This window comes from Parasedimentitalea nitratireducens (genome assembly GCF_057444295.1).
In genome coordinates, this window is sequence record NZ_JBYAXC010000005.1 from 135,355 (window position 1) to 148,739 (window position 13,385).

The window sequence follows — 13,385 nt, forward strand, 5'->3', positions numbered from 1 at the left end:
CAATCGCTAAATCCAAATCATATCCCCAAGCATGACTGATCTGTCCAAAATCCGCAATTTCTCGATCGTGGCGCATATTGACCACGGCAAATCCACCCTTGCTGACCGGCTCATCCAAGAGACCGGCACGGTGGCTGGCCGTGATATGAAGGCGCAGCTGCTCGACAGTATGGATATCGAGCGCGAGCGCGGTATCACGATTAAGGCCAACACGGTGCGGATCGATTACAAGGCGGACGACGGGGAGGACTATGTTCTGAACCTGATCGACACCCCCGGTCACGTTGATTTTGCCTATGAGGTCTCCCGCTCGATGCGTGCGGTTGAAGGCTCGCTGCTGGTGGTCGACAGTTCCCAAGGGGTAGAGGCGCAAACGCTGGCCAATGTCTATCACGCGATGGAGGCCGACCACGAGATCGTGCCTGTGTTGAACAAGATCGACCTGCCGGCATCCGACTGTGACCGCGTGGCCGAACAGATCGAAGATGTTATCGGGATCGAGGCCACAGGCGCCATTCAGGTTTCAGCCAAAACCGGGCAGGGCATCCACGAAACTCTCGAAGCCATCGTCAATGAGCTGCCCGCCCCAACCGGTGACCGCGACGCACCGCTGAAGGCGATGCTGGTGGACAGTTGGTACGACAGCTATCTTGGCGTGATCGTTCTGGTCCGCATCATCGACGGTGAGCTGAAAAAGGGCATGCGCGTCAAGTTCATGTCCAACGACACCCTGCACAGCGTTGACCGTATCGGCGTGTTCCGCCCCGAGATGGAAACCATCGACGTGCTGGGCCCGGGCGAGATCGGCTTTCTGACCGCCTCGATCAAGCAGGTGCGTGACACCCGTGTTGGCGACACCATCACCAATGACCGACAGGGCTGCGAAGCTGCGCTGGACGGCTTTAAACCCGCACAGCCGGTGGTGTTCTGTGGGTTGTTCCCGGTCGATAGCGCCGAGTTCGAAGACCTGCGCGACGCGATTGACAAGCTGGCCCTGAACGACGCCTCGTTCACCTTTGAAATGGAAACCTCGGCCGCGCTGGGCTTCGGCTTCCGCTGTGGCTTCCTGGGCTTGCTGCACCTGGAAGTGGTCCGTGACCGGATCGAACGTGAATATAACATTGACCTGATCACCACCGCGCCGTCGGTGGTGTATCACGTGTTTATGCGCGACGGCACGATGGTCGAGCTGCACAATCCCGCCGACATGCCCGACCTGACCCATGTTGACCACCTGGAAGAGCCGCGCATCAAAGCGACCATTCTGGTGCCTGATGAATACCTCGGCGATGTGCTGAAGCTGTGTCAGGATCGTCGTGGCTTGCAAGAGGACCTGACCTATGCCGGTTCCCGCGCCATGGCGGTCTATGACCTGCCGCTGAACGAGGTGGTGTTTGACTTTTATGACCGTCTGAAATCGGTGACCAAGGGCTATGCCTCGTTCGACTATCAGATGACCGGCTACCGCGAGGATAATCTGGTCAAGATGTCGATCCTGGTCAACGACGAGCCGGTGGATGCGCTGTCGATGATGGTGCACCGCGACCGCGCAGACGCCCGGGGCCGTGCGATGGTTGAAAAGCTAAAAGACCTGATCCCGCGCCACATGTTCAAGATCCCGATCCAGGCGGCTATCGGCGGCAAAGTGATCGCCCGTGAAACCCTGTCTGCTCTGCGCAAAGACGTGACCGCCAAGTGTTACGGCGGCGACGCAAGCCGTAAGCGTAAACTGTTGGACAAGCAGAAAAAGGGTAAGAAAAAGATGCGCCAGTTTGGTAAAGTGGACATCCCGCAGGAAGCGTTTATATCCGCACTTAAAATGGACAGCTAAGGCTGTTCAACTTGAGTGACGGTGGGCGAAAGAGATTGGCACAGCCAATCGCGTGCCCACACCCTAGCGTTCTGTTGAACCCTCGCCAAAAACAGCAATTCCATAAAAAGGTCGCTCCACCAGAGCGACCTTTCTTATGTCCACTACATCAGGATTGCGCCCGACCCAGATCTCAGGTGATCCGGTGTTGATTGGCTAGAAATGTCCTCGTCAGCGTTTGGCTTCCAACTTTGTTTTTTGCTTAGTATTGCCTGTAGGGCGATGATTGTGACATGCTTGCACCTCATAATTGATTTGAGAATTTTGATCAGCGATGAATAACAGTCTCAAAACGGCGCTTGCCAAGTCAGCAATTGTTTTACTGCCGTCGTATACAACGGCCTATTTTACTGGGCAGATGGTTTATGTGGTCCCGACTTTGGCGGCGGCAAGTTTCTTCGCATCGTCCATTGATTTTAGCCAAGTGATGGAGCGGCGTGTTGAGGAAGACGGCGAAGAAACCGAAGAAGTCAATGAGGGTTCGGCCACGCAGAACTTGGAACATACTAATGAGTTCCAGATCGAACGTGAAGCCTAATTGATAAATGGCTATGCTACTCGGGGTCTGGCTCCAAGGCAGGTGATTGCCCAATCTCAGTTCGTAGCCGATGACTAAACTGTTCCTCGCGCATGCATCTGTTGGATGCTGCCCTTAGAGGTGTCCCCAAAAACTACCAAGTATCATACTGATACGCCACTTAACTCCACCCAGCCGGGTGAAGTGTGGCTATAATCAATTTTATGGCGATCAAGGGCTTTTGATAGCTATAAGACGCTTAAATCGCGTCCTGAAAATCCTGTGCGGCGCCGCTGACGGCCGAGCCGAATTTTGAAATGTCTTTGCCTGCGCCCTTGGTGGTTTCACAGGCGGCAAGGCTGAGCAGGGCCAAGCCCAGTATGGCGAATTTGGTCATTTTGGTCTCCGTCTTTGGATGGATGTAGACCTAGCAGTATTCCCAATCCAGGGCCAGATGTCCTGTGCGAGGTGGCAAAAGGATGCGCGGGGCCATCCTCATATCCAGCGAGTTTATTGCGAAGGGGCAACGACCTAAGCTTCCTTTAGCGCCAGGTGGGGGTGTGGATAGGGAAGGGGAGTTGAGGAGATGGATTTTGCCGCCCGCAGATACGCGCTTGAAACACAGCGCCGGGGATTGGCCAAGAAACTGGCCGATGCAAAGCGTGGATTGTCTTTGGCTCTCCCGCTGAGCTGGCAACCACGGGAGCCCGTGCGGCAGGACGGTGAGGTGTTGGAAAGCGTCGAAGCCGATGAATTGCATCAGATCGATGTGGCTTTGGCCCGTCTGCGCGAGGGCAGTTATGGCTTTTGCCAGATCTGCGGTGACGACATCGATGATACCCGCCTTGATGAAAATCCAGCCACTCCATTCTGCGGTAACTGCGCGCCCTGATCAAGCGCTGCTTTCCATTGCCGCTGGCCTGACCTATAGCAGCTCTGACCCCTGATTTCCGGAGCCCCTGCGATGACCTGCGCCCTATGTTCAGCTGACACCCAATTGACTGATTTCCCGGTTTCGGGCGGACCCGACGGCGCGGTGGCCGCGATCTGCGAGATCTGCCGTACCCAGATCGAAGGCGATCTGGACCCCAACCACTGGCGCTGTCTGTCCTCCTCTATGTGGTCCGAAGAGGTGCATGTTCAGGTGATGGCCGCACGGCTGTTGGCACGTCTGTCCGAACACGACTGGGCCCGCGATCTGGGCGAACAGCTGTGGCTGGATGACGAGGCCCGCGCCTGGGTCGACAATGTTGCGACTGCCAGCCAACACAAAGACAGCAACGGCGCTGCGCTCAACCAAGGCGATACCGTGGTGCTGATCAAGGATCTGGTGGTCAAAGGCGCAGGCTTCACCGCCAAGCGCGGCACCGCAGTACGCGGGATTTCGCTGGTTTCGGACCATCCCAAACATATCGAAGGCCGGGTCGAGGGCCAGCGGATTGTGATCCTGACCGAGTTTGTGAAAAAGAAATAGATGTGCTGCGGTGTGGCGGCGATATTTGCCACACGCCCCGTTGCCGCGCCTGCGGGGATGTGGCACAACCACTGACAACTGACTGAACAGAAGAGTTTAGCATATGACTGACTTTGCCGAACGCCGTCGCATGATGGTTGATAATCAGGTCCGCCCGTCGGACGTGACCAAATATCCGATTATCGAGGCGATGCTCAGCGTCTCACGCGAAAACTTTGTTTCCGGTGATCAGCGCGAAGCTGCCTATGCCGACCAGAATATCGATCTGGGGCAGGGGCGCACATTGCTTGAGCCACGGACCCTGGCCAAGATGCTGGATGCGGTGGACGTGCAGAACGACGAGCTGGTGCTCGATGTGGCTTGCGGCATGGGATATTCCTCGGCGGTGGTTGCGCGTATCGCGCAAATGGTCATTGCCGTCGAAAGCGACGAAGAGCTTGCAGCCGAGGCCCAGACCCAGTTGAGCGAGACCGGTGCAGACAATGCGGTTGTTCACGTCGGTGATCTTGGCAAGGGTGCAGCTGAACACGGCCCCTATGATGTGATTCTGGTACAAGGCGGCGTCGAAGAGCTGCCTGCTGGATTGCTGGCACAACTTAAAGACGGTGGCCGTGTTGCTACAATCTTTATGGATGGCGCTTTGGGGCAGGTCAAAATAGGCTATAAGTCGGGTGAGCAAATCTCCTGGCGTTTTGCCTTTAATGCTGGCGCTCCGGTTCTGCCCGGCTTTGCCGCGGCCAAAGAATTTGCGCTCTGATCCTTTTGGGATCGGGCGTGCACCGCTTGTATTATTGGCGGTGACGACACAAGTGTTTTGACAGCGGCGCAAACCTGCGCCGTCTGGGATATAAATGAACGGGCCGTAAAGGCTCTGCACGGGTGAGGCGACAGATGCGCAAGATTGCGGTTAAGGGACTACTTAAGAGCGTTGTATTTGCGGGCGGCCTGGTTGCTGTTGCCCTGCCTCCCAAGGTGGCCCAGGCCGACAACATTTCCGACGCCATGATTGGCGCCTACAAGAGCAGCGGATTGCTGGAGCAAAACCGCGCACTGTTGCGGGCGACCGATGAAAACGTCGCCATTTCGGTTGCGCGACTACGCCCTGTCATCAATTACACGCTTTCAACGGGCCGGACCTACAATCGCTCTGCGTTTGGGTCTACTGCAGTGACATCCGCCAACAGTGCGGTGTCCGTAGGGCTCACACTAAACTGGCTGCTGTACGATAGCGGCGCGTCGCAGTTCGCCCAGCAGGCGGCTCAGGAAACCGTTTTGTCGACCCGCCAATCCTTGTTGGATATCGAACAGCAAGTGCTGTTCTCGGCGGTGCAGGCTTATGTAAACGTGCTCTTGCAGCAAGACACTGTTCGTTTGCGTGGCAATAACTTGCGTCTGTTGCAGGAAGAATTGAAAGCCGCGCAGGACCGGTTTGACGTTGGCGAAGTTACACGAACCGATGTGGCACTGGCGCAAAGCCGCGTGGCAGCAGCCCAGGCAAGCTTGACGGAAAGCCGCGGTGATCTTTTGACAGCACAGGCGGTCTATATCCAAGTTGTTGGCCACGCCCCTAGCAGCCTGGCCGGGCAACCTACTTTGCCCAAACGCGCGGCGTCTTTGGACGCGGCAACAGCTGTTGCAGTTCGTAATCACCCGTCGTTGCTGGCGCAGCAACACGCGGTCAAAGCCGCGGAACTAACCGCTGAAAGCACGTCCAAGGCCATGGGACCGAGCGTGTCTTTCAGTGCCAACGCCACTCATTCCGAAGCCTGGGGTAACTCTGGTCGAACAGACACATCAGGGGCGAGCCTGACCCTGTCACAACCTATTTATGCCGGTGGCTCATTGGCGGCCAGCCGACGTGCCAGCATCGCGCAGACGGATGCCCAGAAAGGTGCCTTGATCAGCGTGCAACGATCCGTGGTACAGCTTGTCAGTCAGGCTTATGTGGTGCTTGAAACCTCGCGTGCCAGCCTGGTGTCCTCGAACGAACGTGTCCGTGCTGCTCAGGTTGCTTTCGACGGCATCCGCGAAGAAGCCACTTTGGGTGCGCGGACTACACTGGACGTATTGCAGTCCGAGCAAGAACTGCTCGACGCTCAGACCTCTCGGGTTCAAGCACGCGCCAATCAGGTGATTGCGGCCTTTGGCCTGCTCAGTTCGCAGGGGCTGCTGACCGCCGAACATCTGGGGCTGGCGGTCGAAATCTATGACCCGACGCTGTATTACAATCTGGTCAAAGATGCGCCTGCCCATGTAAGTCAGCGTAGCAAAGATCTTGATCGGGTGATGAAGGCTCTGGGCAGACCTTAGGAAAGAATTAACAATTCGTTCTATCGGTTGTGCGATAAAGCTAATCTCGCTACACTTCGCTTATTAGGCGAAAGTGTTGAGCAAGATATGTCGGAACCTGTAACCCATGCCGAAATAGAGGATGTGTTGTCGTCGATTCGCCGATTGGTGAGCGAGGACGGCCGCGATGTGCCTTTGGTAGATGCTCCTGAGCTTGCCAAGAAATCTGCCCCGCGCTTGGTATTAACGCCCTCTCTAAGGGTTGCGGACACTGCTGAGCAAGATGGCGCGCCGGCCGTGCAACAATCCGAGATTCGTGTAACCGAGACCGAGCTTGATGCAGCGCTGCAAAACCTTGCCCCGGCGCAACAGGATGGTACCGAAGACGTGCCTGCCTTGGAGCAGGATGAGTGGGCTGCAACTTCGGTAGAACACTCCCCCGAGCAGTCATCGCAGGATGAAGATGACGTTGTCGCACCATCTGCTCCTCTCGCCGTGGATAAGGCGGAGAGGCCAGAAGCCACGGAGGAGGAGGCCCCCTGGCGGGATCCCGCAGCGACTCTGTTTGCCGCTGCCGGAGTTCCTACCACTGTCCCGCATTGTGAAGCTGAGTCTTCGGACATCGCGCGACCGGTCACTGTAACCTTTGCTGAAAAGATTGCCGCACTCGAAGCTGTTATCGGCCAGGCCGATGAACAATGGGAGCCGGATGGCGAGCCGGGCGAAGAAAATGCAGGGACCCCGGTAGAGACACTTGCTTGGGAAGACCTTGAGGAAGAGACCGCAGACCCGGATATGGGCGCTGTTGATGAGGCTGACGAGGGTATGACCCAAGTCGAGGCCGAAGCTGAGGCTGCGCCTGAAGTCGATTCGCCAGAAGCCATTGCCTTGGATGCGCAGCGTCTGGCTGAAGAGTCGGTACAAGAGCAGGTTCTTGATAGTCTGGTCGCCGACGAAGCCGTTTTAGACGAAGAGTCTCTGCGCGAGCTGGTTGCCGATATCGTCCGCGAAGAGTTGCAGGGCGCTCTGGGCGAACGCATCACACGCAACGTGCGCAAACTGGTTCGCCGCGAAATACACCGAGCCCTGGCAGTGCAAGACCTCGGCTAAGGTCTGCGGCGAGGCTTAGGGCCTGATCGGCCCGGCCAGCTCTAGCAGTTGATCCAGATCCATATACTGTTCCAGGTGGTCCGCCAGCGCATCCAGCGTGGCCTCTACACCGTCGTCATAGCCTGCAACACCCTCATGTCCTAACTCATCCAAGAACTTGGCCCGGAACAGGTCCGAGCTGAACAGCCCGTGCAAATAAGAGCCGCGCACCCGACCATCAGCTGAAGCGGCCCCCTCGGGGCGGCCTTCGATGGTTAGCCAAGCTCGGGTGCAATCTGGCCCTTCGCTATGGCCCATATGGATCTCATAGCCTGTGACCGGCTCATTACCGTGCAATGTATGAGCTTGGCGCAGGGCTACTTTCTTCTCACCAGCCATAGTGGTGGAAATGTCCAGCAAGCCCAGCCCGGCAACTTTGCCAGATTTGCCATCCACACCTTCGGGATCGTCAATCACCTTACCCAGCATCTGATAACCGCCACACAGGCCCAACACGTGGCCGCCACGGCGATAGTGGGCCAGAATGTCGATGTCCCAGCCCTGCGCCCGAAGATAGGCCAGATCGCCAATGGTCGATTTGCTGCCGGGGATCAGCACCAGATCCGCATCACCGGGCAGGGGGAGACCGGCTGGAATAATCTCAACCGTGACGTTGGGTTCTGCCGCCAGCGGATCCAGGTCGTCAAAGTTTGCCATCCGCTCTAGCTGGGGCACCACGATCTTGCAGGCCCCCCCTTCGGTCGAGGCAATGTCCATCATATCCTCGGCCGGTAGCTTCCAGGCCTCCCAAAACCACGGAATCACCCCCAGCGAGGACCAGCCAGTTCGCTGGGCAATGTCATCACGCCCACCATCAAACAAGCTTAGGTCGCCACGAAAGCGGTTCACCGCAAATCCCACAACGCGATCCAGGTCTTGTTGGTCCAATACGGCATGGGTGCCGACGATCTGTGCAATTACGCCGCCACGATGAATGTCTCCAATCAAAACCACCGGCACATCCGCCGCACAGGCGAATCCCATGTTGGCGATGTCGTTCTTGCGCAGATTGGTCTCGGCAGGGGAGCCGGCCCCTTCGATCAGCACCAGATCCGCCTCATCCGCCAGTCGGTGAAAGCTCTCCAGCGCTGCCTCAAGCAACCCGGTTTTGTCGCGCATGAACGATCCGGCGGCCTGGGTGCCACGTCGCTTGCCTTGGACAATCACTTGGGCGCCTGTGTCGCTCTCAGGTTTCAACAGCACCGGGTTCATATCCGTATGGGCAGGCACCTTGGCGGCGCGTGCCTGCAAGGCCTGCGCGCGGCCAATTTCACCGCCTTCAGGGGTGACGGCAGCATTGTTCGACATGTTCTGCGGCTTGAACGGTGCGACACTAAACCCGCGCCGCACAAAGGCCCGCGCCAGCCCGGCCACAATCATCGACTTGCCGACATTGCTGCCGGTGCCCTGTATCATGATTGCCTTTGCCATGCCGGTCTCCCCTGTTGCCCTTGGCATGACCTATTTTAAACACCGAGGGAAGTCTGCGAGCGGTCAAAAACGGTGTTCTGAAATAGAAAAACGCGCCCCCCAGGACGCGCTTTTCTATAGTTGGTTTGGCAGTCTTGTCTTAGGCAGCTTCGGCCTGAGCCGCATTGCGCCGCTCGCTTTCTTCGCGAGACAGAGCCACCGAGGTACGAACCCCGCGACCAACAAAGTCCATCAGCCCGGATACAACCCGCTCGTTTGGGTCGATACCAGCACAGGACAACACTTCACGACCATCGCGCGAACGTGCCCAGCGGGCGATTTGCTCGGGACCATTACCGTATTTCTTGTCATCGGCAATGGCATCATCCAACGCAGCCAGGACAACAGCTGCAAACAGTTTACGGGCACGGTTGCCTTGTTCGTTATTAAAGGCTGTGCCGTCAACGAAATCTCTCATCTCGTTTCCTTTGTTGTTCTTGCTATTGCAATTTTGGCGTGGCGCTTCTTATGACTGATCTAGATCGATTCGGATAGGCTCTTGTTGCATAGCTCTTATGCAAATTTTGCATACCTTTTTCTTGCTAACCACAAAATATCGTTGTCTTGCCACGTAGCGCCCCGCCAGATATAGGAGCGGTTAACAAATCATCAACACCCGGACAGGTTTTTTCTTATGCCCAAAATCAACGGAAACGAAATCCGCCCCGGCGCTGTGCTTGAGCATAACGATGGTCTTTGGGCCGCAGTTAAGGTCGATCACGTCAAACCCGGCAAGGGCGGCGCCTTTGCTCAGGTTGAGCTACGTAACCTACGTAACGGTTCAAAGCTAAACGAACGTTTCCGCAGCGCCGACAAGGTTGAAAAAGTTCGTCTTGAGCAAAAAGACCAGCAGTTTCTCTATGAGAGCGACGGCATGCTGGTATTCATGGACACCGAAACTTACGAGCAAATTGAACTACCTGCCGAGTTGCTGGGCGAGCGTCGTCCCTTCTTGCAGGACGGCATGACCATCGTGGTGGAATTCCACGAAACAGAGGCCCTGCACGCCACTGTGCCACAAAAGGTTATCTGTAAGGTTGTCGAGACCGAGCCTGTGGTTAAGGGCCAAACTGCAGCCAAGTCATTCAAGCCAGCAGTTCTGGACAACGGCGTCCGCGTGATGGTGCCTCCGTTTGTTGGCCAAGACGAAATGATCGTCGTCAACACCGACACCATGGAATACGCCGAGCGCGCTTAAGCGTTTGTGCCATTCAGTTAAGGCCCGGCAACCGCAGCGTTGGCGGGCCTTTTTTATCTGACTTCGTAAAATGAAAAATCTTTTTCGCGCCTAATCTGGGGCGTTTTTCAAGTAGCTTCTCAGATATTTTTTGTACTCGACCTCGGCGCTGGCAGCTGCCAGTGCCGCGTTGTAGCGATCAATTGTGTCGAGCTGGACGGTTTGCTTAGAAAAAACGGTGTAAATCTCGACTGGGGCTAGAAAGTCGATGGGCACCAGCTTGACCTCATCGAACGCGCCTGTGTCCTCAAGAATGTTCGAAACTGCAGTCGAAAGCGGAGCATATATTCCGTCAATGCGCCCCATCAGAAGCTTTTCAACATTGCGTTCCATCAGACGTTTCCCGGCGATCAGATCATATGTGATCTGGTCAGATTGCAGCGGTTCTGGGATGCGCCCCCCAACTAAGAAACCAAGCCTTTGCCCATAAAGTTCGTCAACGGAGCTGATCCGCTCAAGCGGGTTCTCTACCTTTAGGGCGATGGCCTCGGGGATAATGAGATAGGGGTTGGGATAGTGAAATATCTGCGTGCGCTCATCTGTTTTCCCCAGAAAAATCATAGCGTCGATTTCCCCCTCGCTCAGTTGGCTCATCAGTCGGGTGGGCGCGGTCACTTCTGTGGCCCATTCGAATGGCAATCCCAAACGCGGTGCAATTTGCTCTTCGAAGTAACTGATAGCGGCTCCACGAGGTCGACCATCTGTGACCCCAGTAACATGTGGCGGAATATCAAAATAGCCAATCCGGAGAGTGTCCTGCGCAGTGGCTGAAAAACCGGCCATGACAAGCAGAAGTGAAACGAAGATGGCGTGTAGCGTGCGCATTTTGATATTCCTTTCACTGTAATCGGCGGGCTTTTGATCCATGTATTTTGGCCGTTCAGCCCAAATCGCCCTATTATGTAGTTCGAACACAACGTTCGTCCGGCCCAGTTGCGGTCTGCTTCGCTGATCTACGAAAGGGCACCATGCGATCGAAGCAAAAGGCGCTCCAGACACTGCGCAGTAAATTCCTGCGCATTACCATCCCGCTGATATTCTTATCTGTTACCGGGGTGTTTTCCGTGATCGAACTGCTTGCCCATAGGACATCGGTAGATCAGCTACAGCTGACGCTAGAAGGTATAATCCAGACCCAGGCCGCCGCGCTTTCCAATCCAGTTTGGAACCTTGATCGTGATCAGATCCTTCTAAGCCTTCAGGCTGTTGTCACCAATCCTGAGATTTTCTCAGCAACGGTGCTTGATGAAAAAGGAATCGAGATGAGTGCGGCTGGAAGTGTGCCCGATGATGCCCCATCTTCTGAACTCATTCCGCTCACCCAAGACATCCTTTACAATGCTGGAAATGGCAACCGCCTGATCGGAGCCTTGGAGCTTACTGCCACCAGGCAATTCGTAAGGGAGAACACCCGAAAACGGCTGCTGATCGCCGCTATTGTTGCTCTGGTTGCGGTGTCAATCGAGGTTGCATCGGCGCTGTTTGCGCTGCGCCGTATTGTTGGGCAACCGCTGCAACGGCTGTTGTCATCAATCGATGAGAAGCGCACAGCAGGCAGTCCGAAGAAAGTGATCTGGAAAAGCACGGATGAGCTGGGGCAGGTTATCAACGCCTATAACCAAATGCAGACCCGCCAGCTGGACTACGAAACCGAACTAAGGTCCGCCCGTGACACATTCGAAGAGCGGGTCATCGAGCGAACCGAGGAACTGGCCATAAAAAGTCGCCAAATGGAGCAGTTGTCCAGCCAGCTCGCCAAATATCTATCGCCGCAAATCTACGATTCCATATTTTCAGGCAATCAAAAGGTGGTGCGTACCTCGGCGAGAAAGAAGCTGACGGTGTTCTTCTCGGACATCGTTGCATTCACAGAAACGGCAGACCGGATGGAGTCTGAGGAGCTTACGCAGCTGCTGAACCACTATTTGACCGAGATGTCCCAGATCGCGTTAGAGCATGGGGCGACAATCGATAAATACGTTGGGGACGCCATCATGATTTTCTTTGGAGACCCCGAAACCAAAGGCGTACAGCAGGATGCGTTGACCTGTGTGCGAATGGCGATTGAAATGCAACGCCGCATGCGGGAGTTGGCTGATATTTGGCATCGATCGGGTATAGAAAAACCACTACAAGTCAGGATGGGGATCAATACCGGATATTGCACAGTTGGCAACTTCGGTAGCGATGATCGCTTGGATTATACGATCATCGGAGGAGCGGTGAATACGGCCTCGCGGTTGGAAGCCATTGCCCCTCCGGGGGGGATCCTGATATCGTATGAAACCTTTGCTCAAGTGTCAGACGAAATCTGCTGCCAGGACCACGATAAGGTTGAGGTCAAGGGCATTGCTTATCCAATCACCACCTACCAGGTTGTTGATGCCGCAGATAAAGACCAGCGCGAAACTGGGCATTTCTACGAAAGCCTTCCATCGCTCACGATCAAACTCAACACCAACCAAATGACATCAGATGAGCGGGACAAGGCCGCTTTGATCCTACAACAGGCATTAAAACGGTTGTCATCTGAAGACCCTGTAACTGGAGTTCCAGAAAGAGACAACGATGAAGAATGCAGTGATAGGCCCAATCACAAGACGTAGGCCATGGCAAATCTACCCAGTAGACGAATGCTCGTCACGTGTACCTTTCGGCGAGCGGTCCAAATCGATGGCGTGAACCGCACGCAGTTGTTTTGCAAACCGTTTACGGGTGGCCTAATTCATCGCCAGCGTAAATCCGCACTCATCCATCATTTTGCCATAGGCTGCGGTAAAGCCGCTCAGCGAGGCGGTGGCGATGACTTCTTGATTTGTCACGGCATCAACAGTGCTGCCTCGGCGCATGGCCATTAGCATTAACAGCACAGCGTTATAGTGTGGTGCGCTTTCTGCCTGGAATAAGCCGTCTTCGTTTAGAAAAGCAGAGGCTTTGCCGTGAATTGCGCTGCCGGTGTCGAATTGGAATTCGACGGATTGCTGGTCTTGCATCATCGTATCATAGTGTCTGGGGGCAATTTCAACCAAGCGCGGCACCGGAAAGAAATCTGGCGGCCCTGCATCGCCGTTGGAAATTTCCAACGCCCAAACCGGATCGCCATCTCCGCCGGTATGCGCATAGCAGGTCACGCGCAGGTCCTCACCCGTATCAATACGTTCAACCGAGACATGCCAATCGTTATAGTTCCAGTAGTCTGCCGTGGCGGGCAGGGCCGATGTCGCAGCGATAGCCGTTGCAATCAATAAACGCATAATTGGGTCCTCTGAGATGGTTTTTGCACGGTGGCACAAAAGGAAGGGGCTTCCTATTTTTGTTCGACTAAAAATCAACCTGTTCGCCCAGCTGGCAAACAGGTTTGCTCGTTGCCAGTTAGGCT

At 55.6% G+C, this 13,385-nt stretch carries 14 protein-coding genes; 9 read left to right on the forward strand and 5 right to left on the reverse strand.

Annotation, left to right across the window (positions count from 1 at the left end):
• Positions 1 to 31: 31 nt before the first annotated feature.
• On the forward strand, positions 32 to 1,831 hold the full coding sequence (gene lepA / locus AC2T28_RS16115) for a translation elongation factor 4 (protein WP_486749653.1): 1,800 nt from the start codon (positions 32 to 34) through the stop codon (positions 1,829 to 1,831).
• Between the two features lie 313 nt (positions 1,832 to 2,144).
• Complete coding sequence (locus AC2T28_RS16120; protein WP_486749654.1) at positions 2,145 to 2,408, forward strand: hypothetical protein; 264 nt, start codon at positions 2,145 to 2,147, stop codon at positions 2,406 to 2,408.
• A gap of 238 nt (positions 2,409 to 2,646) precedes the next feature.
• Here the strand turns inward: AC2T28_RS16120 and AC2T28_RS16125 are convergent, their stop codons facing one another.
• Positions 2,647 to 2,784 (reverse strand): entericidin A/B family lipoprotein, encoded by a 138-nt coding sequence (locus AC2T28_RS16125; RefSeq protein ID WP_486749655.1) that lies wholly within the window; start codon positions 2,782 to 2,784, stop codon positions 2,647 to 2,649.
• Between the two features lie 189 nt (positions 2,785 to 2,973).
• On the opposite strand from AC2T28_RS16125, the gene AC2T28_RS16130 reads away from it, so the two are divergent.
• From AC2T28_RS16130 to AC2T28_RS16150, 5 genes are all read left to right on the forward strand, one after another.
• Complete coding sequence (locus AC2T28_RS16130; protein ID WP_486749656.1) at positions 2,974 to 3,279, forward strand: TraR/DksA family transcriptional regulator; 306 nt, start codon at positions 2,974 to 2,976, stop codon at positions 3,277 to 3,279.
• Between the two features lie 72 nt (positions 3,280 to 3,351).
• Entirely contained in the window at positions 3,352 to 3,861 is a 510-nt protein-coding gene (locus tag AC2T28_RS16135) for a PhnA domain-containing protein (protein ID WP_486749657.1), read from the forward strand.
• Between the two features lie 103 nt (positions 3,862 to 3,964).
• Positions 3,965 to 4,618, forward strand: coding sequence for a protein-L-isoaspartate O-methyltransferase family protein (locus AC2T28_RS16140; RefSeq protein ID WP_486749658.1), 654 nt, complete (start codon positions 3,965 to 3,967; stop codon positions 4,616 to 4,618).
• Positions 4,619 to 4,752: 134 nt separating this feature from the next.
• Positions 4,753 to 6,171: a TolC family outer membrane protein gene (locus AC2T28_RS16145; RefSeq protein WP_486749659.1), complete on the forward strand. Its 1,419-nt coding sequence runs from the start codon at positions 4,753 to 4,755 to the stop codon at positions 6,169 to 6,171.
• Positions 6,172 to 6,258: 87 nt separating this feature from the next.
• Positions 6,259 to 7,260, forward strand: a complete 1,002-nt coding sequence (locus tag AC2T28_RS16150; RefSeq protein WP_486749660.1) for a hypothetical protein — start codon at positions 6,259 to 6,261, stop codon at positions 7,258 to 7,260.
• A 15-nt stretch (positions 7,261 to 7,275) separates the two neighbouring features.
• On the opposite strand, the gene AC2T28_RS16155 is transcribed toward AC2T28_RS16150, so the two are convergent.
• Positions 7,276 to 8,730 (reverse strand): cobyric acid synthase, encoded by a 1,455-nt coding sequence (locus AC2T28_RS16155; RefSeq protein WP_486749661.1) that lies wholly within the window; start codon positions 8,728 to 8,730, stop codon positions 7,276 to 7,278.
• Between the two features lie 139 nt (positions 8,731 to 8,869).
• Entirely contained in the window at positions 8,870 to 9,187 is a 318-nt protein-coding gene (locus tag AC2T28_RS16160; RefSeq protein ID WP_127749698.1) for a DUF6280 family protein, read from the reverse strand.
• 216 nt (positions 9,188 to 9,403) lie between these two features.
• Here AC2T28_RS16160 and efp point away from each other — a divergent pair, with 216 nt between their 5' ends.
• A complete protein-coding gene (efp, locus tag AC2T28_RS16165) occupies positions 9,404 to 9,967 on the forward strand; it encodes an elongation factor P (protein WP_486749662.1) in 564 nt (187 codons plus the stop codon).
• Between the two features lie 90 nt (positions 9,968 to 10,057).
• Here efp and AC2T28_RS16170 read toward each other — a convergent pair whose 3' ends face one another.
• On the reverse strand, positions 10,058 to 10,831 hold the full coding sequence (locus AC2T28_RS16170; protein WP_486749663.1) for a transporter substrate-binding domain-containing protein: 774 nt from the start codon (positions 10,829 to 10,831) through the stop codon (positions 10,058 to 10,060).
• Positions 10,832 to 10,974: 143 nt separating this feature from the next.
• Here AC2T28_RS16170 and AC2T28_RS16175 point away from each other — a divergent pair, with 143 nt between their 5' ends.
• On the forward strand, positions 10,975 to 12,612 hold the full coding sequence (locus tag AC2T28_RS16175; protein ID WP_486749664.1) for an adenylate/guanylate cyclase domain-containing protein: 1,638 nt from the start codon (positions 10,975 to 10,977) through the stop codon (positions 12,610 to 12,612).
• Between the two features lie 114 nt (positions 12,613 to 12,726).
• Here the strand turns inward: AC2T28_RS16175 and AC2T28_RS16180 are convergent, their stop codons facing one another.
• Entirely contained in the window at positions 12,727 to 13,260 is a 534-nt protein-coding gene (locus AC2T28_RS16180; RefSeq protein WP_486749665.1) for a hypothetical protein, read from the reverse strand.
• Between the last annotated feature and the right edge of the window lie 125 nt (positions 13,261 to 13,385).

What these genes read in the sequence shown, in the direction of transcription:
- lepA (WP_486749653.1), top strand. Translation starts at nt 32, where the DNA reads ATGACTGATCTGTCCAAAATCCGCAATTTCTCGATCGTGGCGCATATT.
- AC2T28_RS16120 (WP_486749654.1), top strand. Translation starts at nt 2,145, where the DNA reads ATGAATAACAGTCTCAAAACGGCGCTTGCCAAGTCAGCAATTGTTTTA.
- AC2T28_RS16125 (WP_486749655.1), bottom strand. Translation starts at nt 2,784, where the DNA reads ATGACCAAATTCGCCATACTGGGCTTGGCCCTGCTCAGCCTTGCCGCC.
- AC2T28_RS16130 (WP_486749656.1), top strand. Translation starts at nt 2,974, where the DNA reads ATGGATTTTGCCGCCCGCAGATACGCGCTTGAAACACAGCGCCGGGGA.
- AC2T28_RS16135 (WP_486749657.1), top strand. Translation starts at nt 3,352, where the DNA reads ATGACCTGCGCCCTATGTTCAGCTGACACCCAATTGACTGATTTCCCG.
- AC2T28_RS16140 (WP_486749658.1), top strand. Translation starts at nt 3,965, where the DNA reads ATGACTGACTTTGCCGAACGCCGTCGCATGATGGTTGATAATCAGGTC.
- AC2T28_RS16145 (WP_486749659.1), top strand. Translation starts at nt 4,753, where the DNA reads ATGCGCAAGATTGCGGTTAAGGGACTACTTAAGAGCGTTGTATTTGCG.
- AC2T28_RS16150 (WP_486749660.1), top strand. Translation starts at nt 6,259, where the DNA reads ATGTCGGAACCTGTAACCCATGCCGAAATAGAGGATGTGTTGTCGTCG.
- AC2T28_RS16155 (WP_486749661.1), bottom strand. Translation starts at nt 8,730, where the DNA reads ATGGCAAAGGCAATCATGATACAGGGCACCGGCAGCAATGTCGGCAAG.
- AC2T28_RS16160 (WP_127749698.1), bottom strand. Translation starts at nt 9,187, where the DNA reads ATGAGAGATTTCGTTGACGGCACAGCCTTTAATAACGAACAAGGCAAC.
- efp (WP_486749662.1), top strand. Translation starts at nt 9,404, where the DNA reads ATGCCCAAAATCAACGGAAACGAAATCCGCCCCGGCGCTGTGCTTGAG.
- AC2T28_RS16170 (WP_486749663.1), bottom strand. Translation starts at nt 10,831, where the DNA reads ATGCGCACGCTACACGCCATCTTCGTTTCACTTCTGCTTGTCATGGCC.
- AC2T28_RS16175 (WP_486749664.1), top strand. Translation starts at nt 10,975, where the DNA reads ATGCGATCGAAGCAAAAGGCGCTCCAGACACTGCGCAGTAAATTCCTG.
- AC2T28_RS16180 (WP_486749665.1), bottom strand. Translation starts at nt 13,260, where the DNA reads ATGCGTTTATTGATTGCAACGGCTATCGCTGCGACATCGGCCCTGCCC.